General features: G+C 72.3%; 22 protein-coding genes and 1 pseudogene. 8 read left to right on the forward strand and 15 right to left on the reverse strand.

Annotated elements, in window-relative coordinates; genetic code table 11:
• Positions 1–233 precede the first annotated feature (233 nt).
• Positions 234–1,346, reverse strand: a complete 1,113-nt coding sequence (alc, locus tag QWM81_RS08140; protein WP_290111000.1) for an allantoicase — start codon at positions 1,344–1,346, stop codon at positions 234–236.
• Between the two features lie 5 nt (positions 1,347–1,351).
• A complete protein-coding gene (gene allB / locus QWM81_RS08145) occupies positions 1,352–2,686 on the reverse strand; it encodes an allantoinase AllB (RefSeq protein ID WP_290111001.1) in 1,335 nt (444 codons plus the stop codon).
• A 375-nt stretch (positions 2,687–3,061) separates the two neighbouring features.
• Here allB and QWM81_RS08150 point away from each other — a divergent pair, with 375 nt between their 5' ends.
• Positions 3,062–3,871, forward strand: coding sequence for an IclR family transcriptional regulator (locus QWM81_RS08150; protein ID WP_290111003.1), 810 nt, complete (start codon positions 3,062–3,064; stop codon positions 3,869–3,871).
• 190 nt (positions 3,872–4,061) lie between these two features.
• Here QWM81_RS08150 and QWM81_RS08155 read toward each other — a convergent pair whose 3' ends face one another.
• Positions 4,062–4,736, reverse strand: coding sequence for an ABC transporter ATP-binding protein (locus QWM81_RS08155; protein ID WP_290111005.1), 675 nt, complete (start codon positions 4,734–4,736; stop codon positions 4,062–4,064).
• Positions 4,733–5,800, reverse strand: coding sequence for an ABC transporter permease (locus QWM81_RS08160; protein WP_290111041.1), 1,068 nt, complete (start codon positions 5,798–5,800; stop codon positions 4,733–4,735). Before QWM81_RS08160 ends, QWM81_RS08155 begins: the two co-directional genes overlap by 4 nt.
• A 112-nt stretch (positions 5,801–5,912) precedes the next feature.
• Between QWM81_RS08160 and QWM81_RS08165 the strand changes: the two genes are divergently transcribed.
• Together QWM81_RS08165 and QWM81_RS08170 are read left to right on the forward strand one after the other, a co-directional pair.
• Positions 5,913–7,085, forward strand: a complete 1,173-nt coding sequence (locus QWM81_RS08165; protein ID WP_290111006.1) for a sensor histidine kinase — start codon at positions 5,913–5,915, stop codon at positions 7,083–7,085.
• Complete coding sequence (locus tag QWM81_RS08170) at positions 7,082–7,702, forward strand: response regulator (RefSeq protein ID WP_290111007.1); 621 nt, start codon at positions 7,082–7,084, stop codon at positions 7,700–7,702. The genes QWM81_RS08165 and QWM81_RS08170 overlap by 4 nt, the downstream gene beginning before the upstream one ends.
• A 116-nt stretch (positions 7,703–7,818) precedes the next feature.
• Here QWM81_RS08170 and QWM81_RS08175 read toward each other — a convergent pair whose 3' ends face one another.
• Positions 7,819–8,130: a DUF5955 family protein gene (locus QWM81_RS08175; RefSeq protein WP_290111008.1), complete on the reverse strand. Its 312-nt coding sequence runs from the start codon at positions 8,128–8,130 to the stop codon at positions 7,819–7,821.
• A 162-nt stretch (positions 8,131–8,292) separates the two neighbouring features.
• On the opposite strand from QWM81_RS08175, the gene QWM81_RS08180 reads away from it, so the two are divergent.
• A complete protein-coding gene (locus QWM81_RS08180; protein WP_290111009.1) occupies positions 8,293–8,913 on the forward strand; it encodes a nucleotidyltransferase family protein in 621 nt (206 codons plus the stop codon).
• Positions 8,914–9,142: 229 nt separating this feature from the next.
• Entirely contained in the window at positions 9,143–10,765 is a 1,623-nt protein-coding gene (aceB, locus tag QWM81_RS08185; protein WP_290111010.1) for a malate synthase A, read from the forward strand.
• A 67-nt stretch (positions 10,766–10,832) separates the two neighbouring features.
• Here aceB and QWM81_RS08190 read toward each other — a convergent pair whose 3' ends face one another.
• From QWM81_RS08190 to QWM81_RS08200, 3 genes are all read right to left on the reverse strand, one after another.
• Positions 10,833–11,837 (reverse strand): hypothetical protein, encoded by a 1,005-nt coding sequence (locus QWM81_RS08190; protein WP_290111011.1) that lies wholly within the window; start codon positions 11,835–11,837, stop codon positions 10,833–10,835.
• A gap of 63 nt (positions 11,838–11,900) precedes the next feature.
• Entirely contained in the window at positions 11,901–12,854 is a 954-nt protein-coding gene (locus tag QWM81_RS08195; RefSeq protein WP_290111012.1) for a fibronectin type III domain-containing protein, read from the reverse strand.
• A gap of 132 nt (positions 12,855–12,986) precedes the next feature.
• The gene (locus QWM81_RS08200; RefSeq protein WP_290111014.1) at positions 12,987–15,119 is read right to left on the reverse strand and encodes a hypothetical protein; all 2,133 of its coding nucleotides are present in this window, start codon (positions 15,117–15,119) and stop codon (positions 12,987–12,989) included.
• A 184-nt stretch (positions 15,120–15,303) separates the two neighbouring features.
• Between QWM81_RS08200 and QWM81_RS08205 the strand changes: the two genes are divergently transcribed.
• Entirely contained in the window at positions 15,304–16,080 is a 777-nt protein-coding gene (locus QWM81_RS08205; RefSeq protein ID WP_290111016.1) for a hypothetical protein, read from the forward strand.
• A gap of 149 nt (positions 16,081–16,229) precedes the next feature.
• A complete protein-coding gene (locus QWM81_RS08210; protein WP_290111017.1) occupies positions 16,230–16,718 on the forward strand; it encodes a TIGR03086 family metal-binding protein in 489 nt (162 codons plus the stop codon).
• 222 nt (positions 16,719–16,940) lie between these two features.
• Here the strand turns inward: QWM81_RS08210 and QWM81_RS08215 are convergent, their stop codons facing one another.
• The 7 genes from QWM81_RS08215 to QWM81_RS08245 form a co-directional block, all read right to left on the reverse strand.
• Positions 16,941–18,290, reverse strand: coding sequence for a nucleobase:cation symporter-2 family protein (locus tag QWM81_RS08215; protein WP_290111042.1), 1,350 nt, complete (start codon positions 18,288–18,290; stop codon positions 16,941–16,943).
• A 446-nt stretch (positions 18,291–18,736) separates the two neighbouring features.
• On the reverse strand, positions 18,737–20,137 hold the full coding sequence (locus QWM81_RS08220; RefSeq protein WP_290111018.1) for an 8-oxoguanine deaminase: 1,401 nt from the start codon (positions 20,135–20,137) through the stop codon (positions 18,737–18,739).
• A 351-nt stretch (positions 20,138–20,488) separates the two neighbouring features.
• On the reverse strand, positions 20,489–21,412 hold the full coding sequence (gene pucL, locus QWM81_RS08225; RefSeq protein WP_290111019.1) for a factor-independent urate hydroxylase: 924 nt from the start codon (positions 21,410–21,412) through the stop codon (positions 20,489–20,491).
• A gap of 7 nt (positions 21,413–21,419) precedes the next feature.
• The gene (gene uraH / locus QWM81_RS08230) at positions 21,420–21,824 is read right to left on the reverse strand and encodes a hydroxyisourate hydrolase (protein WP_290111021.1); all 405 of its coding nucleotides are present in this window, start codon (positions 21,822–21,824) and stop codon (positions 21,420–21,422) included.
• A complete protein-coding gene (gene uraD / locus QWM81_RS08235; protein WP_290111023.1) occupies positions 21,821–22,366 on the reverse strand; it encodes a 2-oxo-4-hydroxy-4-carboxy-5-ureidoimidazoline decarboxylase in 546 nt (181 codons plus the stop codon). The genes uraH and uraD overlap by 4 nt, the downstream gene beginning before the upstream one ends.
• 153 nt (positions 22,367–22,519) lie before the next feature.
• Entirely contained in the window at positions 22,520–22,897 is a 378-nt protein-coding gene (locus QWM81_RS08240) for a helix-turn-helix domain-containing protein (protein WP_290111025.1), read from the reverse strand.
• Complete coding sequence (locus QWM81_RS08245) at positions 22,894–23,157, reverse strand: YkoF family thiamine-binding protein (protein ID WP_290111027.1); 264 nt, start codon at positions 23,155–23,157, stop codon at positions 22,894–22,896. The genes QWM81_RS08240 and QWM81_RS08245 overlap by 4 nt, the downstream gene beginning before the upstream one ends.
• 141 nt (positions 23,158–23,298) lie before the next feature.
• Here QWM81_RS08245 and QWM81_RS08250 point away from each other — a divergent pair.
• A pseudogene (locus tag QWM81_RS08250) lies at positions 23,299–23,570 on the forward strand (hypothetical protein); the annotation flags it as partial.

The following is a 23,570-nucleotide window of genomic DNA, read 5'->3' on the forward strand; positions in this document are numbered from 1 at the left end:
CGGGCAGGCCGGCCACGGCGCTGACTGCCTGCGGTGAGGGAACCGGGCCGGCGAGGCCGCCCAGGAGAGCCGCCCCGCCCGGCCCCGCCTCCGGCCGCCGCCTCCGTCACTCGCCGAGCTCGAACGCGCCGAACTCGGCCGGTCCGGTGGGCCGGTAGAAAAGCGCGAGGGCGCACCGGTGCTGTCAGGCCGGTGCGCCCTCCTACGGGCAGGTGTCGTGCTGCCCGGGTCGGTCAGCTCAGCTCGTCGTGGCGGGTCGTCAGGCGCTTGGCGCCCTCGTCGGTCAGCGAGCCGAACAGGCGGAGGCGGGAGATGCCGCCGTCCGGGTAGATGTCGATGCGGACATGGGTGCCCACGGCCGGCTCCGGCAGCACGAACCGGTGGTTGGTGTCCGGCTGGAGGCGGGTGCGGGGCAGGATCTCCGTCCAGTCGCCGCTCTCCCCGTCACGTACGGACAGGGCCGCCCAGCCGGCGCTGTTGCCCTTCAGGTACGCGGTGTCGATCTCGACGGCACGGATCGCGGACTGCTCGACCAGCCGGTAGCGGATCCAGTCGTTGCCCTTGTCGCGGCGCCGGCGGGTCTCCCAGCCGTCGTCCATCTTGCGGGAGCGGCCGGGCTGGATGGTGTTGGTGGCCGGCGAGTAGAAGCGGTCGGACGCGTCCTCGACACGGCCGCCGTTCTCCAGCGCGACGACGTCGAAGGTTCCCAGCACGCCGAGCCACGCCGGGTCGAGCGCGACCTCGCCGTACACGCGCAGGCGGGCGATGCCGCCGTCGGGGTGCTGATTGACGCGCAGGTGCGTGAAGCGCTTCTCGGCGTCGACGGCGAAACCGTTCGCCGCGTGGCCGCCGATGGCGGTGCGCGGCACGAGGGTCGTCCACTCGACGTCCGGCGCGAGCAGGTCCTCGGGCGACGGGGAGCCGGCCACGGACGTCGCCTCGACGGAGACGGCCTGCGGGTAGTTGCCGCGGAAGTGGGCGGTGTCGATGACGATGCCGCGTACGACGCCGGGCGCGCCGAGGCGCACCAGGGCCCAGTCGTGGTCCTCCTCGGTCGGGTGGGGCTCGGTGGCGGAGACGCCGCGGCGGCGGCGCGTCTCCCAGCCGTCCATGATCTTGCCCTTGTGACCGAAGTGCTCCGGGTCGAACTCGGCCGGCTCGGGCTTGAGCATGTTCTCGCGCTCGGCGAAGAACTCGTCGTTGGCGGCGATGACGCCCGCGCCGAGCCGCCGGTCGGCCAGGTCGACGAGGCCGGTGAAGGGGAAGTCGGCGGTGCGGTAGTCGGCGTACGGGTCGCCGCCGCCGTAGGGGTTCGCGTCGCCGGTGAAGCGTTCTATGGCGGTCACGGGGGTCACTTGTTCCTTTCGAGCAGCCGGCCGGTGGGCTCGGCCAGGGTGCCGTTGTCGGCGATGCGTACGCCGCGCAGCCAGGTGGACTTGACGACGCCGTGCAGGGTCTTGCCCGCGTATGCCGTCACCTGGTTGCGGTGGTGGAGCTCGGCCGGGTCGACGGTGAAGGTCTCATCGGGCGCGAGAACCGCGAAGTCGGCGTCACGGCCGGGCTCGATGGCGCCCTTGCGGTTCAGGCCCGCGAGTTCGGCGGGGGCGGTGGACATCCAGCGGGCGACGTCCTCCAGGGTGTGGCCGCGGCGGCGGGCCTCGGTCCAGATGGCGGGCAGGCCGAGCTGGAGGGAGGAGATGCCGCCCCACGCCGTGGCGAAGTCGGGGGTCTTCAGGTCGGCCGTGGAGGGCGAGTGATCGGAGACGATGCAGTCGATCGTCCCGTCCGCGAGGCCCTCCCACAGGGCGTCCTGGTTGCCGGCCTCCCGGATGGGCGGGCAGCACTTGAACTCCGTCGCCCCGTCCGGGATCTCCTCGGCGGTCAGGGTGAGGAAGTGCGGGCAGCTCTCGACGGTGATCCGCACACCCTCGCGGCGGGCGGCGGCGATCATCGGCAGCGCGTCGCTGGAGGAGAGGTGGAGCACGTGCACGCGCGCGTTGAGCCGCCTGGCCTGGTTGATGAGGTTCTCGATGGCGGTGTTCTCGGCGTCGCGCGGCCGGGAGGCGAGGAAGTCGGCGTACTTCGGCGAGCTCTTCTGCGGAGCCGCGGCGAGGTGGTGCGGGTCCTCGGCGTGCACGATCATCAGGCCGCCGAAGCCGGCGATCTCGGCGAGCGAGGCGGCGAGCTGCTCCTGGTCGAGCTGGGGGAACTCCTCCACGCCGGAGGGCGACAGGAAGCACTTGAAGCCGAAGACACCGGCGTCGTGCAGCGGGCGGAGGTCCTTGACGTTGTCCGGCAGGGCGCCACCCCAGAAGCCGACGTCCATGTGCGCCTTGGGGCGGGCCACCTCCTGCTTGATCCGCAGGTTCTCCACCGTCGTGGTGGGCGGCAGGGAGTTGAGCGGCATGTCGATGAGGGTGGTGATGCCACCGGCCGCGGCCGCGCGGGTGGCGGTCCAGAAGCCCTCCCAATGGGTGCGGCCGGGGTCGTTCACATGGACGTGCGTGTCGACGAGGCCGGGCAGGACCACATGGTCGCCGACGTCCTCCAGCCGGGCGCCGGCGGGTGGCTCGGCGTCGTAGGGCAGTACCGCCGCGATCTTCTCGCCCGCGACGGCGACCGATGCGGCGCGCGTCCCCTCGGGGGTGATGACCCGCGTCGAGCGCAGTACCAGAGTCACGTCCACGTCCACGTTCCCATCCACGTTCCCGTCCCCATCCAGATGCCATCCGCAATGTCGTCCGCGATGCCGTCCGCATCCTTCAATTTCAACGAACTGTTGAAGGAGTCTTCACTTCGGACCCCACTCCGTCAAGAGTGACCCGGGCGGCCGCCGAGTGGCGGCGATGCCGCTTGGATGTTTCCATGAAGTGGAAACATAATTTCATACAGGAGAACGTAGCTACCCACATGAGGCGTACGGGCAGACGTCCGCGGACCACCGCCGCCAGCCGGACAAACAGCGCCTGACCGGCCAGGACGCCCCACCGCGGACGATGTGCCCGGCCGGACGGCCCGGTAGGCTGCTGACTTGCCCATCCGCCTCGAAAGGACCGTTGACGTGTCGACGTCCAGCGCCAGCACCACCGACGCCGCCAAGCCCGCCGCCGCGACCGGCGGCGTCCAGTCCCTGGAGCGTGCCTTCGACCTTCTGGAGCGGATGGCCGACGCCGGGGGCGAGGTCGGGCTGAGCGAGCTCTCCTCCAGCAGCGGACTGCCGCTGCCCACCATCCACCGCCTGATGCGGACGCTGGTCGCCTGCGGTTACGTACGCCAGCAGTCCAACCGCCGGTACGCGCTCGGCCCCCGGCTGATCCGCCTCGGCGAGTCCGCCGCGCGACTGCTGGGCACCTGGGCCCGCCCGTACCTGGCGCGGCTGGTCGAGGAGACCGGCGAGACCGCGAACATGGCGCTGCTCGACGGCGACGAGATCGTGTACGTCGCCCAGGTGCCCTCCAAGCACTCGATGCGCATGTTCACCGAGGTCGGCCGCCGCGTCCTGCCGCACTCCACGGGTGTGGGCAAGGCGCTGCTGGCGCACACCTCGCCCGAGGAGGTACGGGCGCTGCTCGCCCGCACCGGCATGCCCGCCGCCACCGAGAAGACGATCACCACGCCCGAAGGCTTCCTGGACGCCCTGGAGCACACGCGGCAGCTGGGGTACGCCCTCGACGACAGCGAGCAGGAGATCGGCGTGCGCTGCATCGCGGTCTCGGTGCCCAACTCCCCCACCGCAGCCGCCATCTCCATCTCCGGCCCGGCGGGTCGCTTGACGGAGACGACGACGGAGAAGATCGTCCCGATCCTCCAGGAAGTGGCCCAGGACCTCTCCACGGCCCTCGCCAACACGGCGGCCAACGGACAGGGCTGACCCACGCGTCCCACGCGCGGGCGGGCGCCCAGGCAACGGCCCGGGCTGACCCTCGACCCCGGTCGGGCGAGCCTGAGACCAACGGGCAGGGCCGACCCAGCCCCCGCGCGGGCGGGCCCAGGCGGGGCCTCGGGCCCAGGCCGAGGCGCCGGGCCCAGGCCGGGCGCCGGGCCCAGGGCGGGCCTCGGGCTCAGGGGCGTGTCGGATCGGAGAGCCGGCCGTCCTCGACGGTCACCGTTCGGTCGAGGCGGGCCAGGTGGGCGCGGTCGTGGGTCACCAGCACCGTCGCCGTGTTCCGCTCGCGGGTCAGGGTGACCAGCAGGTCCAGGACCGCCGCGCCGCGTTCGTGGTCGAGGGCGCTCGTGGGCTCGTCGACCAGCAGCACCTCCGGGTCGTTCATCAGCGCCCGGGCGATGTTCACCCGCTGACGCTGGCCGCCGGACAGCTGGTGCGGGCGGCGGGCGGCCTGGTCGGCGAGGCCCACCGCGTCGAGGAGTTCGAGGGCGCGGGCCTTGACGTTCCTGCGGCCCGCCAGGTGGGCCATCACCGTCAGTTGCTCCGCGGCCGTCAGTGACGGCAGCAGGTTCGGCTGCTGGAAGACGATCCCGATCCGCTCGCGCCGCAGCGCCGCCTTGCCCGCCCGGTCCAGTGTCCCGGTGTCCGTCCCCGCCACGACCACCCGTCCCCGGTCCGGTGTCCCCAGGGTCGCGGCGACCGCCAGCAGGCTGGACTTGCCCGACCCGGAGGGGCCGACGACCGCCGTGAGGCTGCCGGACGGGACGTTCAGCGACACGGCGTCCAGGGCCGTCAGCCGGCCGTCCCCATCGGGGTAGGTCAGCGTCACGCCGTCCAGGAGAAGGGTCATCGGGCACTCCCGAGCGCCGTCAGCGGGTCGACGGCGGTGATCCGGCGAATGGACAGGGCCGCCCCGAGCATCCCGAGGACGATCATCACGGCGGCCGGGCCGAGAACGGTCGACGGCTCCAGGACGAAGGGCACGTCGCCGCCGCTCACCAGCGCGCCGATGCCCGCCGCGAGCCCGGTCCCGAGCAGCGTCCCGGCGCCCAGCATGACCGCCGCCTGCCCGAGGGCGTCCCTCAGCAGGTACGGGGTGGAGGCGCCGAGCGCCTTCAGCACGGCCACGTCGCCGCCGCGCTGGATCGTCCACACCGTGAAGAACGCCCCGATGACGAGCGCGGAGATGGCGAAGAGGAAGCCGCGCATGAGCTGCAAGGAGCCGTTCTCGGCCTGGTAGGACCCTATGGCGGTGAGCGCCTCGTCCACGGTGAGCGTCCGCGTACCGGCGGCCCGGTCCCCCGCCGCGACGTCGATGCCCTCGCCTCTCACCGCGACGACCGTGGCGCCCCTGTGCCCGAGGGCGTGCCAGTCGTCCAGCGACGTCCACACCACTGGCGTATGGCTGTACGAGGCGTCTCCCGCGACCCCGGCCACCGTCACCTCGCGGGAGCCGATCCGTACCCGCGCGCCGACGCCCGCGCCGCCGAGCTCGTCGGCGGCCGACCGTGACAGGACCGCCCTTCCGGGCCCCAGCCGCGCGCTGTCGGGGGCGAGCCCGGCCCCCGGAGCCGTACCGAAGACGGAGACCGCCGCCGTAGCGGAACCGGCCACCGCGTTCAGGGTGCTGATGCCGACCGGTTCGGCGGCGGTGACGCCCGCCTGCCGCCGCCACGTGCGCCACGCGCTCTCCGCCACGGTCGAGTCGGTGAACGACACGGACCGGCCCGAGGGCGGGGCGGCGAAGGCCAGCCGGTCGGCGGGCAGCCCGGTGATCGCCGAGACGTTCTCCCGCGCGAGCCCGGCCGTCAGCCCGGACAGCAGCCCCACCAACAGCGTGATCAGCACGATCACCGTGCCCATCAGCGCGAACCGCCCCTTGGCGAACCGCAGATCCCTCCATGCCACGAACATGGCGCCCAGCCTGTCGCCGCCGGCGCGCACGGGCATCGCGCCATGGATGGGCCCCTGATCAACCTTTCGGTTGAGTACGGCGGGGGCGGGGCCTGTCTACGCTGAACGGGTCATGGATCCCCGTTCCCTCACCCCCGCCCTGCGCCTCCTGCGCGTCTGTCTGCACCTGCTGATGGCGGCGCTGCTCGCGCTCGCCGCGCTCCGGGCGGCCGGCGACCCGGCCGTCGTCGCGGCGGCGGCCGTGGTGGGCGCGGTGTACGCGGCGGGTCCGGCCCTTCGCGCCGTACGCGACTCGCGGTCCGCCGCCGCCCTGTGGCTGGGCGCGCTGAGCACCGCCTGGCTGGTGCTGCTGGCCCTGACGCCCGACGGACTCTGGGCGGCCTTTCCCCTGTACTTCCTGCATCTGCACCTGCTGCCGGTGCGCTGGTCCCTGCCGGCCGTCGCCGCCACCGCGGGCGCGGCGATCATGTCGTACGTACACCATGGCTCACCGCTCAACCCGGGCGCGTTCATCGGGCCGCTGCTGGGTGCGGCCGTCGCCGTGGCGACCGTCCTCGGCTATCAGGCGCTGTACCGCGAGAGCGAGCGGCGCAGGCGGCTCATCGAGGAGCTGGTCTCCACCCGCGCGGAACTGGCCGCCGCCGAGCGGCACGCGGGCACGCTGGCCGAGCGCGAGCGCCTCGCACGCGAGATCCATGACACGCTCGCGCAGGGCCTGTCGTCGATCCAACTGTTGCTGCGGGCGGCCGAACGTACCCTGCCGGCCGGTTCCCCGGCGGCGGGGCACATCGAGCGGGCGCGGCGGGCGGCCCAGGACAACCTGGCGGAGGCGCGGCGTTTCGTACGGGCGCTGGCGCCGGCCGATCTGGCGCGGGGCTCACTGGCGGCGGCGCTGGAGCGGCTGTGCGAGCCGGTTCACGATGGCCCGCGGGTGCGGTTCTCGCTGAGCGGTACGCCGGTTGAGCTGCCGACGCCGTACGAGGTGGCGCTGCTGCGCATCGCCCAGTCCGCGCTGGCCAACACGGTGCGGCACGCGGCCGCGCGACGCGCCGAGATCACGCTGACCTTCATGGACGCGTCGGTCACGCTGGACGTCGTGGACGACGGCAAGGGCTTCGACCCCCACTCCGGGGCCCCGCCTGCGGGCGGCGGCGGTTTCGGGCTCCAGGCGATGCGCTCGCGTGCCCGGTCGCTGGGCGGGAGCTTCACCGTGGAGTCGGCGCCCGGCCAGGGCACCGCCGTCGCCGTCAGCCTTCCCCTGCGTACGGAAGAGGCCCTCGTATGACGATCCGTCTGCTGCTCGCCGACGACCACCCGGTCGTACGGGCCGGACTGCGCGCCGTCCTCGACACCGAACCGGACTTCGCGGTCGTCGCGGAGGCCGCCACGGCCGAGCGTGCCGTCGAGCTGGCCCACGGGGCGGACGTCGCCCTGATGGACCTCCAGTTCGGCGCCGGTATGCACGGCGCGGAGGCGACGGCCGCCATCACCGCGCGCCCCGGGGCGCCACGGGTGCTGGTGCTGACGACGTACGACTCCGACGCCGACATCCTGGCGGCCGTGGAGGCGGGCGCGAGCGGCTACCTGCTCAAGGACGCGCCTCCGGAGGAGCTGGCGGCGGCGGTCCGCACGGCGGCGGCCGGCCGGTCGGCGCTCGCCCCGGCCGTCGCGCACCGCCTGCTGGACCGGATGCGCGCCCCGGCCGAGGCGCTGACCAGGCGGGAGCTGGAGGTGCTCCAGCTGGTCGGCGAGGGCCTGTCCAACCAGCAGATCAGCAAGCGGCTCTTCCTCAGCCAGGCGACGGTGAAGTCCCATCTGGTGCACGTCTTCGCCAAGCTGGGCGTCGACTCCCGTACGGCGGCGGTGGCCGCGGCCACCGCCCGCCGCCTGATCCGCCGCTGAGCGCTCGGCGCGGCGGCTGGCTCGGTGCAGCGGCCGGCTCGGCGCGGCGGCTCAGTCCGGCGGGCTCGGTGCGGCGGCTCAGCGCGGGGCTCAGTCCGGCGGCTCAGCACGGCGGCTCAGCGCGGTGGCTCGCCGAACAGCTCCACCGCGTTGCGTACGTCGGTGAGCGCGGCGCCGAGCGCGCTCACCGAACCGATCGCTCCCGCGATGAGCAGTAACGACCGGCGCAGCCGCCGCACTTCGGGCACCCCGCCGATGGCCATGGCGGCGAGCGCGGCCAGTTCGTCCTCGGCGATGCCACGGTCCATGAAGTCGGCGGGGTGGCCGGCCAGTTCGCGGCGCAGGCGGGAGACGGCGGCGCTCAGCTCAGCCACCCTCGGGTCCTCTCCGCTGCCCGTCACACGCCTCTGCCCCATGCTTCGCAACAAAAGCTCTCCCGCCCTTGCACGCACTACGTTGTGCGCCCGTCCCTGTACTTAACGCCATCCCGGGCGCGACACGCCACTCCCCTGACGAAACTCAGGGCGACGCTTCCGGCGCCGGCGCACCTGGAGCGGCCCGGGGCGGAGCGCATGCGGTATGCACTCCTCATGGGACTGCTCATGGGACAGACGACGACAGAGGGACCACGCGTCGCCGGGCTTCTGCTGGCGGCCGGCGGTGGCCGGCGGCTCGGCGGGCGCCCCAAGGCCCTGCTGGAGCACCGCGGCCGCCCGCTGGTCGAGCACGCGGTGGGCGTGCTGCGGGCCGGCGGCTGCCAGGTGGTCCACGTAGTGCTGGGCGCCGCCGCCGGTTCCGTACGGGAGCGGGCCTCGCTGCCGGGCTGCGTACTGGTCGACAACCCGGGGTGGGAGGAGGGCATGGGCTCGTCGCTGCGCGCGGGGCTCGCGTCACTGAACGGGACGGGCGCGGACGCGGCGGTCGTGTCCCTGGTGGACCAGCCGGGGATCGGCGCGGAGGCGGTCGGCCGGGTGGTGGCGGCGTACCGCTCGCGTTCCTCCCTGGTGGCGGCCGCGTACGCCGGGAAGCGCGGCCATCCGGTGCTGCTCGGGGCGGACCGGTGGGCGGATGTCGCCGCGCGTGCGGAGGGCGACCGGGGGGCACGCGCCTACCTGAAGGAGCACGAGGCGTCGATCGTCCTCGTCGAGTGCGGGGACGTGGCGGAGCCGTACGACATCGACACGGCCGAGGACTTGGCGCACCTTGAGTGAACGGGATGGCACCCAGAGCCATGTTCTGTCGAGCCGGAGAATCTCGACATCAACAAACCATTGAACTTCCACTATGAGAAAACTAGTATCCACTGTTCAGAAGCACCCGATCGTCAGAAGGCGCCTGTGACCGTATCTCGGCTCCCACGGCACTCAGTGCCGCGCGCGTATGCCCGGCGGCCGCTGCACGGCGCCGTGCCACAGTCCCCGCTGAAGGAAGTGACAGCTCATGTCCGCACCAGCGCCGTCCCCGCTGGCCATCGTCGAAGCCGAGCCCCTGCCCCGGCAGGACGAGGTCCTCACCGACGCGGCCCTGGCCTTCGTGGCCGAGCTGCACCGGCGGTTCACGCCGCGGCGTGACGAGCTCCTCGCCCGCCGCGCCGAGCGCCGCGCCGAGATCGCCCGCACCAGCACCCTGGACTTCCTCCCGGAGACCGCACAGCTCCGTGAGGACGACAGCTGGAAGGTCGCGCCGGCCCCGGCCGCGCTGAACGACCGCCGTGTCGAGATCACCGGCCCGACCGACCGCAAGATGACCATCAACGCCCTGAACTCGGGCGCGAAGGTCTGGCTCGCAGACTTCGAAGACGCGTCCGCCCCCACCTGGGAGAACGTCGTCCTCGGCCAGCTCAACCTGATCGACGCCTACGAGCGGAAGATCGACTTCACCGACGCGCGGACGGGCAAGTCGTACGCCCTCAAGCCCGCCGACCAGCTCGCGACGGTGGTCATGCGCCCGCGCGGCTGGCACCTGGAGGAGCGCCACCTGCGGTTCGACGGCCGCCCGGTCCCGGGTGCGCTGGTCGACTTCGGCCTGTACTTCTTCCACAACGCGCAGCGCCTCATCGACCTGGGCAAGGGCCCGTACTTCTACCTCCCGAAGACGGAGTCGCACCTGGAGGCCCGCCTCTGGAACGACATCTTCGTCTTCGCGCAGGACTACGTCGGCATCCCGCAGGGCACCGTCCGCGCGACCGTCCTGATCGAGACGATCACGGCGGCGTACGAGATGGAGGAGATCCTCTACGAGCTGCGCGACCACGCCTCCGGGCTGAACGCCGGCCGCTGGGACTACCTGTTCTCGATCGTGAAGAACTTCCGTGACGGCGGGCCGAAGTTCGTCCTTCCGGACCGCAACGCGGTGACGATGACGGCGCCGTTCATGCGCGCGTACACCGAACTGTTGGTGCGTACCTGCCACAAGCGCGGCGCGCACGCGATCGGCGGCATGGCGGCCTTCATCCCCTCCCGCAAGGACCCCGAGGTCAACAAGGTCGCCTTCGAGAAGGTCAAGGCCGACAAGGACCGCGAGGCGAACGACGGCTTCGACGGCTCCTGGGTCGCCCACCCCGACCTGGTCCCGATCGCGATGGCCTCGTTCGACGCCGTCCTCGGCGACAGGCCCCACCAGAAGGACCGCCTCCGCGAGGACGTCTCGGTCGCGCCCGGCGACCTGATCGCCATCGACTCTCTCGACGCGAAGCCGACGTACGAGGGCCTGCGCAACGCCGTCCAGGTCGGCATCCGCTACATCGAGGCGTGGCTGCGCGGCCTGGGCGCGGTCGCCATCTTCAACCTGATGGAGGACGCGGCGACCGCCGAGATCTCCCGCTCGCAGATCTGGCAGTGGATCAACGCGGGCGTCGTCTTCGAGAACGGCGAACAGGCCACCCCCGACCTGGCCCGCAAGGTCGCGGCCGAGGAACTCGCCGCCATCCGCGCCGAGATCGGCGAGGACGCCTTCGCGGCCGGCAGGTGGCAGCAGGCCCACGACCTGCTGCTGAAGGTCTCGCTCGACGACGACTACGCGGACTTCCTCACGCTCCCGGCCTACGAACAACTCGTCGGCTGACCGCTGTCACCGAGTTCCCCCGCCCCCTGGTGCCGCACTGCACCGGGGGGCGGTGGCGTGTCAGCGGTCACGCGTCGCGCCGCACCAGCTCGACCATGCGCTTGCGCGTCTCGTCCGGTGCGGGCAGCCGCTCGAAATGACCTTCCGCGACGCGGTGCACGCAGTCGATTCCGTACCGGTGCAGAAGCGTTGTCTCCGCGAACTCCAGCGGCGCGGGGAAGAGAGCCGTCAGCCGCGCGGCCGGCTTGGGACAGTGAGGTGCGTAGTCCAGCAGCTGCGCCAGCGCCTGGCGTACATGTCCACGCGTCGTACCACCCTTGGCCTCGATGAGTTCCACGACCGGCGATTCCACGTACAGGTCGGTGATCCCCGCTGGGCAGTAATACCTTGTGCCGTGCGTCAGGCCGGAAGCTCTCCGGTACTCCCGCACGAGCGCACCTTCCCGGCGCCGCACGAGCTGGGTGGCGCCGGGCCGCTCATACGTGGTGTGCGCGGTGCGCACCTCTTCGGCAGCGGCGATGCGTACGGACCTGTCGGACAAGGTGTCGGTGACTCTGGCCGGCCTCTGACGGGGTGTGAGCAGAAAGGCCTCGCAGACGGCCTGAGCCCGGTCGTCGGTGAGCAGGATCTGCCCTGGGAAATCATGGTTGTTCTTGTAGCCGATGATCTCGTTGAGCTCCGCGTACGTGATGTCCGTCCGCTCGAACGCGACCAGGCTGTATACGGTGTGCCACCCCGGGGCGCTTCCCTTCGGAGGCCACAGGCGGGCGGCGAAGTCCGCGTTCCGGAAGATGACGCCGACCTCACCTATCGCCAGCACATGCTTCTTGCCCGTGAACAGGACCACGTCGCCGGGCGCCACCAGCGCCATCTTCTTGTCGTGCGAAGGCTTCGCACCCCAGAACCGCGCCCTTCCTTCCGGATGTACCCCGATCAGCGCGTCGAACTGCTCGCCGGACAGGAGTCCACGGTGCGACGGCGTATCGAATTGCACCTCCTGGTCGAGTGTGTCGTGCCAGTGCTGCCGTGCCTCCGGCTTGCCATAGGAGGGGGATATGAGCACGTGGAGCATCAGGCGGTACACCTCTCGGAGTTGGCGCGTTCGTGACACTGCACGGACGATTCTCCTCGATGCTCAGCCTTGGCCGATCACGACCGTGCGCTGGGCGGAGAAGTCGCCCCATGTGCCGTCGGGGAGCTTGGCGCGGAGCTTGAGGGTGTAGCGGGTGCCGGGTGGGTCGGTGACGGTGAGGGTGTATGTCGCCGTGCCGGCGGGGGGTTCGGCGCCCCAGACGATGGTCGTGGCGAACCTGCCGTTGAGGTGGAGCTGGTGCTCCTTGACCGGGGCGGCCGTCCGGGGCGGGGTCCAGGTCAGCCGGATGCTGCCCGGCAGTGCCGTCGCCGTGAGGTGGGTGGGGGCGGTTGGGGGGCCGTCGCCGGGGGCGGGGGCGGTGGTGAGGTCGATCGGAGCGCTGTCGGGGGAGGAGTTCTCGGCGGCGTCGCGGGCGCGCACCGTGAAGGTGTAGACGGTGCCCGGTCGCAGTCCGGTGAGGCGGGCGGTGGTGGTGCCGGCGGGGACGCTGTGGACGCGGGAGTCCTCCTGGTAGACGTCGTACGCGGTGACGGCGACGTCGTCGGTGGCGCGGGCCCAGGTCAGCGTGACCGTCCTGCCCTCCGCTCGGCCGCGCAGTGACGTGGGCCGTGACGGCGCCCGGCGGTCGTCGGGGGTCCGGGCCGGGGTGGTCACGGGGATGGTGGCGCTCGGTTCGGAGAGGTTCCCGGCGGCGTCGCGGGCCCGGACGGTGAAGCGGTACGCGGTGTTCGGGGTGAGGCGGTCGACGTCGGTCATGTGCCGTGAGCCCGGCACGGTCTTGACCTTCCGGCCCTGGTGGAACACCTCGTACCCGGTGACCCCGGTGTCGTCGGTGACGGGCTCCCACATGACGTGCACCGAGGTCGCGCTGCCGGCCTGGGCGGTCACGCCGAGGGGCTTCGACGGGGCCTGCGTGTCCCTGTCCTCACCGCCGCAGGCGGCGAGGAGGAAGGCGGCCGCAAGGGCCAACGCGGCGATGGCGGGAGGACGTGGCACGGCTGGACCTCCGCGTACGACGGAGAATGGTCCAGACCTGTATGGCACAGGAGGGCGGTGGCTTCAAGGGTTCGCGACCCGGCCGGCCGGCCCGGTTCGCCGGGACAGCGGGCCGGGCTGTCGGCGTCCGGGTCAGTGGTGGCGGTCGGCGGGCGTGCTGTGGGCGGGCAGCCGGCGCTCGGCCGCCTTCGCCGCGTGCCCCGCCAGATCCCGTACCCGGCCGTCCGGATGCACGTCGCGCAGGGCCCGCAGGACCGGCAGGCTGCCGGGCGGGTCGGCGGCGGCCATGGCGGGGAGGAGGGAGGCCGCGCCGCCCGGCCAGGCCGCGGCGACGGTGTCGAAGGCCTCGGCGAGGGTCGCGGCGCCCGGTTCCGGCTCCTCCTCCCCCGCCGCGGCGGCGAGGGACGCGCGCATGTCCTCCATCCAGAAGCGGTGCAGCTCGGAGACCAGCAGGACGGCGCGGGCACTGAGGGGAACCTCCTCCACCGGCGGGGCCTCCTTGCGCGCTTCCAGGAGGCGGTGCGCATAGGCCCCGATGACCGGGTCGCCGACGGCGGTACGGAGCGGGCCGCTCGGGATGCCGGCCAGGTCCAGGTGCCCGAAGAGGGTGCTGAGCAGGAGGGGAGCGGCCGCGGTGTGCGTGGCGGAGACGGCGTTGAGCAGTTCCTCCCATGCCTCGTCGGTGCCTCCCCGGTCGGCGGTCCACCGGGTGAGTGTCTCCGCGGCGATGGCCGGGGGCCAGAACTGGACCGCCACGACGGTTTCGGCGGCGTCCCAGCCGGCCACGGTCTCCCGGTCGGGGGCGGCGACGTCACCGGCGGTGAAGACGTGGCGCATGACGGCGTTGCCCAGCGGGGTGAGGCCGTAGGCGTCACCGGTGCGGAAGACGCAGCCGGTTTCGGCCAGCCGGTCGATCAGGGCCGCCAGCGCGTGGGCGTGGCTGTCGAGTCGCTCCCGGTCGGTCTCGGTGACCCCGGGAAGACCGAGCAGCTCCGACAGGTCCTCGGGGGAGGGTGTCTCGTACGCGTCGGGCGCGGTGTCGGGTACGCGGACCGGGGCGTCCTCCAGTTCCGGGACGACCTGCCAGCCGGCGACGTCGGACGCCTTGCGCGCCACCGAGTCGGCAGTGCCGCCGCGCTCGTAGAGCGTGTAGAGCAGGTGGGCCGCGTCGAGGGCGTACTCGTCATCGGGCCCGGCCTCCGCGGCGACGCGTTCGACGGTCACGGCGAGGATGTCGGCGGCGAGCTCGGTCAGCTCCTGCGGCGTTCCCTCGGTCCACACGGTGGTGGCGGGACCGGGGAATCCGCACCGCTCGGCAAGCTCCCGCAGGTCGTCGTCGGCGCCCTCGGCCAGCGCGGCGGGGAGCGGGGCGGCGTGCAGCAGGCCGCGGATCTCGTCGGGGTCGGGCAGGGTGAGCGGGGGCGGCAGCGGGTAGCCCGAGTAGCCGTAGTAGTCGAGGTGTTCGTCAAGCATGCGGTCGGCCAGGTCGCTGTGCGGAAGGGACTCGGGACCGGGCGCGAGGTCGGCGTACGGTCCGGCGAGCGCCTCGCTGAGACCGGCGGCGGTCCAGCGGTCGCTCAGCTCGGCCGCGAGCCGTTCCACTTCGTCGGGGCGCGCCGCTTCGGTGAGCGGCTCGGGCAGCAGGGGACCGGCGGGTGAGGGAGCCTCGGTGTCGCGGGCGGCGGCCTCCAGCGCGGCTTCGGTGAGCACGGCGCGGGCGGCGAGGGTACGGCCGGCCAGGTGGGCGCGGGTGATCCCGGCGGGCAGCGGGGCGCGGGCGGCGCGCGGGCCCCGCGCGTAGGCGTCCAGCCATGCCCGAACCGCTTCGGGGTCGGCCGTGTCGACGCCGGCCGCGTGGAGGAGGCGGGCGTACCAGCGCGGCCAGGTCAGGTGGAACGGGGCGTCCATGACCCGGTCGAACTCCGGCAGGGCCTCCTGTACGGCGTCGAGCAGGCGTGCGTGACGCTTGGCGTTGAGCCGGTTCGCCGCCCTGACCCGGTCGGCGAGCGCGGTGAGCACGCCGGGCAGGGCCGCGCGTTCCTCCTCGGTCGGCTCGAACAGCACGGGCAGGTCCTCGTGCAGGACGCGGTGCAGGAGCTGGGGCGTCGGCTCGGGCACGCCCGCGCGGCGGTCGGCGCCGCGCAGGGCGAGCAGCGTGAGCACGGCGTCCGCGGGACGTGCGGGCAGGGCGCCGCCGCCCTGCCGGGTCTCGGCCCAGGCGAGGAAGTCGTCGAGCCCGGTGTTCAGCACAGTCACAAGGGTCACTCGGGGAGCCTATGGGCCGCCCGGCGGGGAAGGGCGGCGCTCGCGCGCGCGGATGGCTCAATCGGGTGATCGGCGCGGTCGGTCGGCGGTGGGGCGGGGGCGGTGGGGCTGATTGTCAGTGGCGTGCGCTTCACTGGGTTCGTCACTCTCCGTTACGGAGCAGGGGGGAACGATGACGGATCGTATGACGTTTCTGACGCTCGCCGGGCTGCGCAAGCGCGGGTGGACGGACGCGATGGTGCGGGACCTGCTGGGCCAGCCCGATGTGCAGGGGCGCGACCCGCGGCGGTGGTCGGTGGCGCCGGTACGGCTGTACCTGCTGGCGCGGGTCCAGGCCGTGGAGCGGGCGCCGGAGTTCGCGGCCTGCGCGACGGCGGCCCGGGGCGCGGCCGCCGCGCGGGTGGCGGCGGAGCGACGACGGCAGGCGGTCCTCGCGGCGATCCGCGCGGAGCCGATCCGGGTGCCGATCCTGCCGGAAGCCGAACTGGAACGCCGAGCGGTACGCCACCGGCGGCTGCTGGACGGGCCACGGGGAGGCGGGATGCCGGACGGGAACGGCGCGGCCACAAGGCGCGGCGCGGGTGGACGCGGTGGGGCTGGACGCGGAGGGACTGGGGGCGGTGGGGCCGCCAGCGGTGGGACCGCGCCCGGCGGGTCCGCGCCCGGCGGGGCCGGGTCCGGTGGGGCCGGGCTCGGAGGCACCGAGCGGGATGCGGCCGTGGGCGGTGTGGCCCGGCCCGGAGGGGCCACGCCCGGAGGGGCCGCGGCCGGTGGGGCGTTGGTGCGGTGGCAGGTGGACTATTTGCGCCATGCGCTGAGCCGGTACGACGCGCTGCTGGACGGGCTGTTCGGGGCGACGGGGCGGGCGGAGGCCGAGCGGCTGCTGCGGGAGCGGGTGTACCGGGCGATCGCGCAGGCGTATCCGCGGCTGGCGGCGGAGTGCGCGCGGCGGATCCGGTGAGGGGCGACGATGAGTTTCCGGGGCCCGGGCGGTCTGCCCTCACATGGACGCACACACGGAGACAACCATGCTGGATCTCGGACCCGCGACCCGCCGGGTGGCGGAGCTGCTGGACGGCATCACCGACGACCGGCCTACGCCCCGACGCCATGCCCGGACTACGCCGTACGGGAGTTGCTGGGCCATCTGGTGGGGCTCGCGGTCACCTTCCGGGACGCGGGGAGAAAGGACTTCGGGCCCACCACGGACACGGACCCGCGCGCCCGTCCCGTGCTCGGCGACGACTGGCGCGCCGTGCTTCCCCGCCGGCTCGACGAACTCGCCGCCGCCGGGAGCCCGACGCCTGGCAGGGCACCACGCGGGCGGGTGGCGTCACCCTGCCGGGCGAGGTCGCGGGGGCCGTCGCCCTGTACGAGGTGCTGGTCCACGGCTGGGACCTGGCGCGGGCGACCGGCCAGGAGTACGCGCCGGACGTGGCCTCGCTGCGGGCGTGCTGCGCCCTCCTGGCCCCGGCCGCCGGCGGACCGGGCCAGGAGGGCGTGTTCGGGTCTCCGGTCCCGGTACCGGACGACGCGCCCCTGCTGGACCGGGTGGTCGGCCTCAGCGGCCGCCGCCCGGACTGGCAGCCGGGTTCCTGACACGGTCACCCCTGCCGGGGAGGGGCAAGACCGCGGGGGCTCGGGTGCGCGGCGGCGGGGGGCGCCCCGGCCGTCGCAGGCGAGGCAAGGCCCCGGCGCTCGGGGGCGTGGCCCTGCGTGATGGTGCCGGGGCGCGGCGCGCTGTTTTTCGCCCCGGTCCGGTGAGTGACGGGGCGCGTGCGGTACCCGCCGGGGCCGCACGCGCCCCGCCGGGGCCCGCCGTCAGTGCGCGGCGGCGGTCTTCGTCCCGCGTGTCCCGGAGATGTCCTCACCCGGTTCCATCGGGGCGGTCACCTCATCGTCGTCGCGGCGGCCGCCCAGGTGGTTGAAGACCAGGTTGAGCAGGACGGCGGCGACGCAGCCCGTCGAGATGCCGGAGTCCAGGATGATCTTCGCGGTCTCCGGGAAGGCGTGGTAGAACTCCGGCGCCGTGATCGGGATGATCCCGACCGCCAGGGAGACCGCCACGATCAGGACGTTGTTGTCCTTCTCCAGGCCGGCCTTGACCAGCGTCTGGATGCCGCTGGCCGCGACCGAGCCGAACAGGACGACACCCGCGCCGCCCAGGACCGGGCGCGGTACGACGGAGATCAGCGAGGCGGCCACCGGTGACAGGCCCATCAGGACCAGGAAGCCGCCGCCGCAGGCGACCACGAACCGGCTGCGGATGCGGGTCATGGCGACCAGCCCGATGTTCTGGGCGAACGCGCTGCACATGAAGCCGTTGAAGAGCGGGCTGATCGCCGACCCGAGGGTGTCGGCGCGCAGGCCCGCCGCGATCGTCTTCTCGTCGGCCGGCCGCTCGACGATCTCCCCGAGCGCCAGCATGTCGGCGGTCGACTCGGTCATCGACACGAGCATCACCACGCACATGGAGATGATCGCGGCGAGCGCGAACTGCGGGGCGCCGAAGTGGAACGGCGTCGGGAAGCCGACGACGGCCGCCTCGGTGACCGGGCTGAAGTCGGTGGCGCCGAACGGTATCGCGACGAGCGTGCCGATCACCAGGCCGATCAGTACGGCGATCTGCTTGACGAAGCCGCGGGTGAAGCGCCGCAGGACGAGGACCACGACAAGGGTGAACGCCGCGAGGGTGAGGTAGGTGGTCGAACCGTAGTCCTTCGCCGCCGGGTTGGGGCCCTGGGCCCAGCCGAAGGCGACCGGCAGCAGCGAGATACCGATCAGGGTGATCACGGTGCCGGTGACGACCGGTGGGAAGAACCGGACCAGTTTGCTGAAGTACGGCGCGGCGATGAAGCCCAGGAGGCCCGCGACGATGATCGCCCCGAAGATGACCGGGAGCGCGTCCGCCTTGTCGTCGGTGGTGTCGATGACGGCGAGCATCGGGGCGACACCGGCGAAGGTGACGCCGTTGACGAAGGGCAGCCTGGCGCCGATCTTCCAGATGCCGAGGGTCTGCAGGAACGTGGCGAGGCCCGCGGTGAACAGGCTCGCTCCGGTGAGGAAGGTCAGTTCGGTGCCGGACAGCCCTACGGCCGCGCCGACGATCAGCGGCGGGGCCACCACGCCCGCGTACATGGCGGCCACGTGCTGGAGGCCGCTGGTGAACATCTTCAGGGGCGGGAGCGTCTCGTCGACCGGATGCTTCCGGTCGTCCCGGGCGGCTCCGGCGTCGGTGGCGCCAGAAGCGTCGGGGGCGTCAGGCGCCTCGGGGGCGTCCGCGTCCGCGTTCGCGTCGGTGGCGTCGGTGGCGTCTGCGTCGTTGCGAAACCTGGGCTTGGCGGCCACAGCGGTTCCTCCGGTCGGTTACACGTACTGGCGACGTGGGTTTCAGGGAGGTGTTGCAGGTCTTGCGCCCGGAAGCGTGTCGCCGGGGACGCCGACACGCGTCACCGTTCCGGGGGGCGGTACCACTGGCGGTACGCACCCCCCGGTCCGGCTGCCATGGACCCCGCTCGGGTCCACGGCGACCGGTCGAGGGCCGTCCCCCTCGACCGGACTTCGTGGATCGCCCACCCGCGTCGCTGGACGCGGGCGGCGATGTGCGCCCTGGGCGATCAGCCCTGGGCGGCGATACGGGCGAGGCGCTGCGCCTCGTCCCGGGTGGAGCGCGCGATGGCGTCCTCGTCGACGGTCAGCAGCCGGTTGTTCTCGACGATCTGCTTGCCGTTGACGAACGACGCGGTGACCGGGGCCGCCGCGCCGAAGACGAGGGCGGTCACCGGGTCGGCGATGGAGGCGTGCGCGAGGGTGTCGAGCTTCCACAGCACCAGGTCGGCGAGCTTGCCCACCTCCAGGGAGCCGATCTGCGAGGCCCGGCCGAGCACCTGGGCGCCACCGTACGTGCCCAGGCGCAGCGCCTGGCGGGCGTTCAGGGCGGCCTCGCGGTGCACCGGGTTGAGGCGGTTGATCAGCAGGGCGTTGCGCAGTTCGGTGTGCAGCTCGCCCGACTCGTTGGAGGCGGTGCCGTCCACGCCGAGGCCGACGGGCACGCCGGCCTTGAGCATGTCGGGTACGCGGGCGATGCCGGCGGCGAGGCGGGCGTTGGACGACGGGCAGTGGGCGACACCGGTCTTCGTACGGGCGAAGGCGGCGATGTCGGAGTCGTTCATGTGGACGCAGTGCGCCATCCACACGTCCTCACCGAGCCAGCCGGTCGACTCGAAGTAGTCGGTCGGGCCCATGCCGAACAGTTCCTTGCAGAACTGCTCCTCCTCCACGGTCTCCGAGCCGTGGGTGTGCAGGCGCACGCCGAGGCGGCGGGCCAGTTCGGCACCCTGCCTGAGCAGTTCGGTGGAGACGGAGAAGGGGGAGCAGGGCGCGACCGCGACCTGGGTCATCGCGTCGAAGGAGGCGTCGTGGTGCTTCTTGACGGTCTCCTCGGTGGCGGCGAGCGCGCCTTCGAGGGTCTCGACGGCGAAGTCCGGCGGCAGGCCGCCGTCCTTGACGCTGCGGTCCATGGAGCCGCGGGCGAGCGTGAAGCGGACGCCCATCTCGGAGGCGGCCTTGATGATGGCGCCGGACAGGTCGCCGGAGCCCTTCGGGTAGACGTAGTGGTGGTCCATGGCGGTGGTGACGCCGCCGCGGGCCATCATCGCCAGCGAGCCCTGGGCCGCCACGTACCCCATCCGGTCGTCGATGCGCGCCCACGTCGGGTACAGGGCGACGAGCCAGTTGAAGAGGTTGTGGTCGGTGGCGAGGCCACGGGTGATCCACTGGTAGAAGTGGTGGTGCGTGTTGATCAGGCCGGGGGTGACCAGGTGGCCGGTGGCGTCGATGCGCCGGACCACGTTCTCCAGGCCCTCGGGGGCCTTGCCCGCTCCGATCGACTCGATCCTGTTGTCCGCGATGACGACGTGACCCGAGGCGTACTCGGTGTCGTTGGCGTCGACGGTCGCGATCGCACAGTTCTCGATCACGATGCGCTGGGTAGCGCTCTGGGCTGCCGAAGGTGCCATGGTGCTTCCTTCTTCTTTCAGTGGCAGTGGCGATGAGGGCACGGCAGGACCCTAGGAGGATTTGAGTGCCGGGACCGTGCGACGGCTCCGGGTGCCGAGGAGGTGAGAGAAAGGTGGGCCGGACCGCGACGAGCGCTCCCCCGCCGGCCTACGGGGAACGCAGAACGGGGCGCTGCCGGGCCCCTTCGCGGGCCGTGCCGGTGCTGGCCGTGCCATCGCTGACCGTGCCGTTGCGGGCTGTGCCATCGCTGGGTGTGCCATTGCTGGTCCCTCCGGTCCGGTGCCGCCCCGCCCGGCCGCGGGCGGGAGGGGCGGGGCGGTCATCGGCCCTTCGTGTGGCTCAGGTGTGGCTCAGAGGTTGGTCATGTCGACCGGGATCCGCGGCTCCACGCCGTCCCGCAGGATGGTGGCCTCGATCAGGCCGTACGGGCGGTCCGCCGCGAAGTAGACCTCGTTGTCGTTCTTGAGCCCGAACGGCTCCAGGTCGACCAGGAAGTGGTGCTTGTTCGGCAGGGAGAAGCGCACCTCGTCGATCTCCGCGCGATTGTTGATGATCCGCGCGCCCATCTGGTACAGCGTCTGCTGCAGCGACAGGGAGTACGTCTCGGCGAAGGCCTGGAGCATGTGCTTGCGCACCTGCTCGTAGGACTTCTCCCAGTTGGGCATCCGCTGCTCGTCGTCGGTCCAGTTGAACCGCCAGCGGCCGGAGACCTGGGTGGCGAGGATGCGGTCGTACGCCTCCTTGAGGGTCGTGTACTTGTCCTTCACGTACCCCCAGAACTCCGAGTTGGTGGAGTTCATGACGACCAGGTCCTTCAGGCCCGATATGACCTGCCAGTTCTCACCGTCGTAGGTGATCTCGCTGACGCGGGTCTCCTGGCCCTTGCGCACGAAGGAGTGCTTGACCTCATCCGCGCCGATGAACTTGGAGTTGGCGTCGGAGGTCTCGATGCGCTCCCAGGCGTACTCCTCGATGCGGATGCGCGCCCGGTGGATCGGCTCCTGCGACGTCACGAAGTGACGGGCGAGGTGGATGCCGAACTGCTCGGCGGACTCGATGCCGTACTCCTTAGCGAACGCGTACACCGTGTTCTTGGTGGTGTCGGTCGGGAGCACGTTGGCGTTGGAGCCGGAGTAGTGCACCTCGTCCATGTCGCCGGAGAGGGCGACCGAGACGTTCAGGTCCTTGATGTGGTGGGTGTCGCCGTCCCGCGTGATCTTGACGACGCGGTTCTCTGCTTTGCCGTACTGGTTCTGGCCGAGAATCGTGGGCATGTGTCTGCTAGCTCCCTCGGTAAACGGAGTAGCCGAACGGGTTGAGCAGCAGCGGTACGTGGTAGTGCTCGCCCGGCACGACGGCGAACGTGATCGCCACCTCCGGGAAGAACGCGCCGCTGTCCCTTACGCGGGGGGCGTCCTGCTGCGCCTCGGCTTGCTTCACTGGCTTGGTTGAACGCGTGAAGTACGCCTCGGTCTCGAAGTCGAGACGTACGTGGGTGGTGCCTTCCGGCAGGGCCGGCAGGTCCTTGCAGCGCCCGTCCGCGTCGGTCGCCGAGCCGCCGAGCGCCACCCACTCCGCCCCGGACCCGCTGCGGGCCGACAGGGAGATGGCGACGCCCTCGGCGGGGCGGCCGATGCTGGTGTCCAGGATGTGCGTGGACACCGATGCCGTCGTTCCGGTGCTCATGCGGCGCTCTCTTCCTCTACGAGACGGGTCAGCCGAATACGGTTGATCTTGCCCAGTTCGGCGCGGACGATCTCCCGCTCCTGCTCGGGCGAGTTCCCGATCCGCTCGCGGACCGCGTCGCGCATCTGCTCACCGGTCCGGCCGGTGGCGCAGATGAGAAAGACGTGGCCGAACTTCTCCTGGTAGGCCAGGTTCAGTTCGAGCATCTCCGCCTTGAGTTCCTCGGAGGCGCCGGCCATCCCGCTCTGTTCGCGGGAGGAGGTGGGGTCACCGGGCTTCGGGCGGCCGATCGGCGGGTGCCCCGCCATGGCCTCGGCCAGGTCCTCCGCGGTCAGCTCGGCCATGGCGGCGTCGCTGGCGAGGAGCAGGGCCTCGGTGGTGGCGTACGGGCGCTGGGCGAGCAGCTTGCTCCCCCACGCCGAGCTGGCACACACCTCGTGCAGGGCGGCGAGCGCGTCGCTGTCCGCGGAGGTGTTGAACCGTGTGAGGCCCGCGGGGGGTTCGGGGGTCTCCCCCGAAAGGCGCTGTGTACTCGAAGTCACGGGAGCCTCCGTGGCTGTATTTCCTGTGCTTGGACGGGCTGCGGATAGCTAACGCCCTTGCCCAACGCCCCGTCAACACTTTGTTGAAACTTCGGTGACACAAAAGCCGCCGTCCCGGCATCTGGACGGCGGCCGACCGCGCAGCGTGCTCAGCTACTCACTCTTCGCTGCGTTTTCCCTGTTCAGATAGTTGTAGACGGTGAAGCGGCTGACCCCGAGGGCGCCCGCCACCGTCTCCACGCCGTGCCGGACGGAGAAGGCGCCGCGCGCCTCCAGGGTGCGGACGACGGCCTGCTTGGTTTTCCTGTCCAGCTCGGACAGCGGCATGCCGTGCCGCCGCTCCATCGCCGCCAGGATGTGGTCGAGCGAGTCCGCGAGCTGCGGCAGCCGTACGGCGAGCACCTCCTCGCCCTCCCAGGAGAGGACCACATCGTCGGCCGTCGCCTGCTCAGGCCCCAGAATCCGGGCGCCCATGGCGTCCACCAGCGGCTTCACGGCGGTGATCAGGGGGTGATCTCGCGGCTCGGTCACTTCTCGTCCTCCCCGGTCTCCCCGATCACGTTGACCTGCAGTGAGACGCGAGTGGCGCCGGCGCCCAGGGCCCGGCGCAGCAGCGAGTCGACGGCGGTGAGCACCGCGTCCGCCCCGCCTTCGGCCGTGTTGCCGAACGGGCCCACGTCCACGGCGTCCAGGTCGGCCGCCTGGATGACCTCACGGGCCACGACCGCGTGGGCCGGTGCCTCGTCCAGGTCGAAAGGCTCTGTCGTGAACTCCACTCTCAGTCGCTGCATGCCCCCACGGTAGGCCCTGCCCCGCCGATCTTGCCGGGCCCCTGTCTCCCGGCCGGAAATTACGGGCCGCTCGGTGCGACGGACCGGCGGCCTGGCCCCGTAGAGCCGGTGACAGGAGCCGCAACAGGGAGGGCGTACGTCATGGCAGGGGACAAGGGCAGGACGGTCAGGCTCAGGGCGCTCAAGGGCGGGGCGGTCAAGGGCAGGGCCGTCAGGGGCACCGCGCTGGCGGCGGCGGCGATGGCGGCGCTGACCGCCTCGCAGGCGTCGGGGGCCCCGGCGCCGGTGGCCGCGCGGGAGGCCACGGCCGCGCACGAACAGCTTCCCGAGGGTGGTCAGGGCCTTCACCACGGTCGCGTCGGTCCACGGGATCTCGTGCTTGGCGAGCCGGTCGTACTTCTCGGGACCTGCCT

This window comes from Streptomyces ficellus (assembly GCF_030406405.1).
Classification (GTDB): domain Bacteria; phylum Actinomycetota; class Actinomycetes; order Streptomycetales; family Streptomycetaceae; genus Streptomyces; species Streptomyces ficellus_B.

What these genes read in the sequence shown, in the direction of transcription:
- QWM81_RS08155 (WP_290111005.1), bottom strand. Translation starts at nt 4,736, where the DNA reads ATGACCCTTCTCCTGGACGGCGTGACGCTGACCTACCCCGATGGGGAC.
- QWM81_RS08160 (WP_290111041.1), bottom strand. Translation starts at nt 5,800, where the DNA reads ATGTTCGTGGCATGGAGGGATCTGCGGTTCGCCAAGGGGCGGTTCGCG.
- QWM81_RS08165 (WP_290111006.1), top strand. Translation starts at nt 5,913, where the DNA reads ATGGATCCCCGTTCCCTCACCCCCGCCCTGCGCCTCCTGCGCGTCTGT.
- QWM81_RS08170 (WP_290111007.1), top strand. Translation starts at nt 7,082, where the DNA reads ATGACGATCCGTCTGCTGCTCGCCGACGACCACCCGGTCGTACGGGCC.
- QWM81_RS08180 (WP_290111009.1), top strand. Translation starts at nt 8,293, where the DNA reads ATGGGACTGCTCATGGGACAGACGACGACAGAGGGACCACGCGTCGCC.
- aceB (WP_290111010.1), top strand. Translation starts at nt 9,143, where the DNA reads ATGTCCGCACCAGCGCCGTCCCCGCTGGCCATCGTCGAAGCCGAGCCC.
- QWM81_RS08190 (WP_290111011.1), bottom strand. Translation starts at nt 11,837, where the DNA reads ATGCTCCACGTGCTCATATCCCCCTCCTATGGCAAGCCGGAGGCACGG.
- QWM81_RS08205 (WP_290111016.1), top strand. Translation starts at nt 15,304, where the DNA reads ATGACGTTTCTGACGCTCGCCGGGCTGCGCAAGCGCGGGTGGACGGAC.
- QWM81_RS08210 (WP_290111017.1), top strand. Translation starts at nt 16,230, where the DNA reads ATGCCCGGACTACGCCGTACGGGAGTTGCTGGGCCATCTGGTGGGGCT.
- QWM81_RS08215 (WP_290111042.1), bottom strand. Translation starts at nt 18,290, where the DNA reads ATGTTCACCAGCGGCCTCCAGCACGTGGCCGCCATGTACGCGGGCGTG.
- QWM81_RS08220 (WP_290111018.1), bottom strand. Translation starts at nt 20,137, where the DNA reads ATGGCACCTTCGGCAGCCCAGAGCGCTACCCAGCGCATCGTGATCGAG.
- pucL (WP_290111019.1), bottom strand. Translation starts at nt 21,412, where the DNA reads ATGCCCACGATTCTCGGCCAGAACCAGTACGGCAAAGCAGAGAACCGC.
- uraH (WP_290111021.1), bottom strand. Translation starts at nt 21,824, where the DNA reads ATGAGCACCGGAACGACGGCATCGGTGTCCACGCACATCCTGGACACC.
- QWM81_RS08245 (WP_290111027.1), bottom strand. Translation starts at nt 23,157, where the DNA reads ATGCAGCGACTGAGAGTGGAGTTCACGACAGAGCCTTTCGACCTGGAC.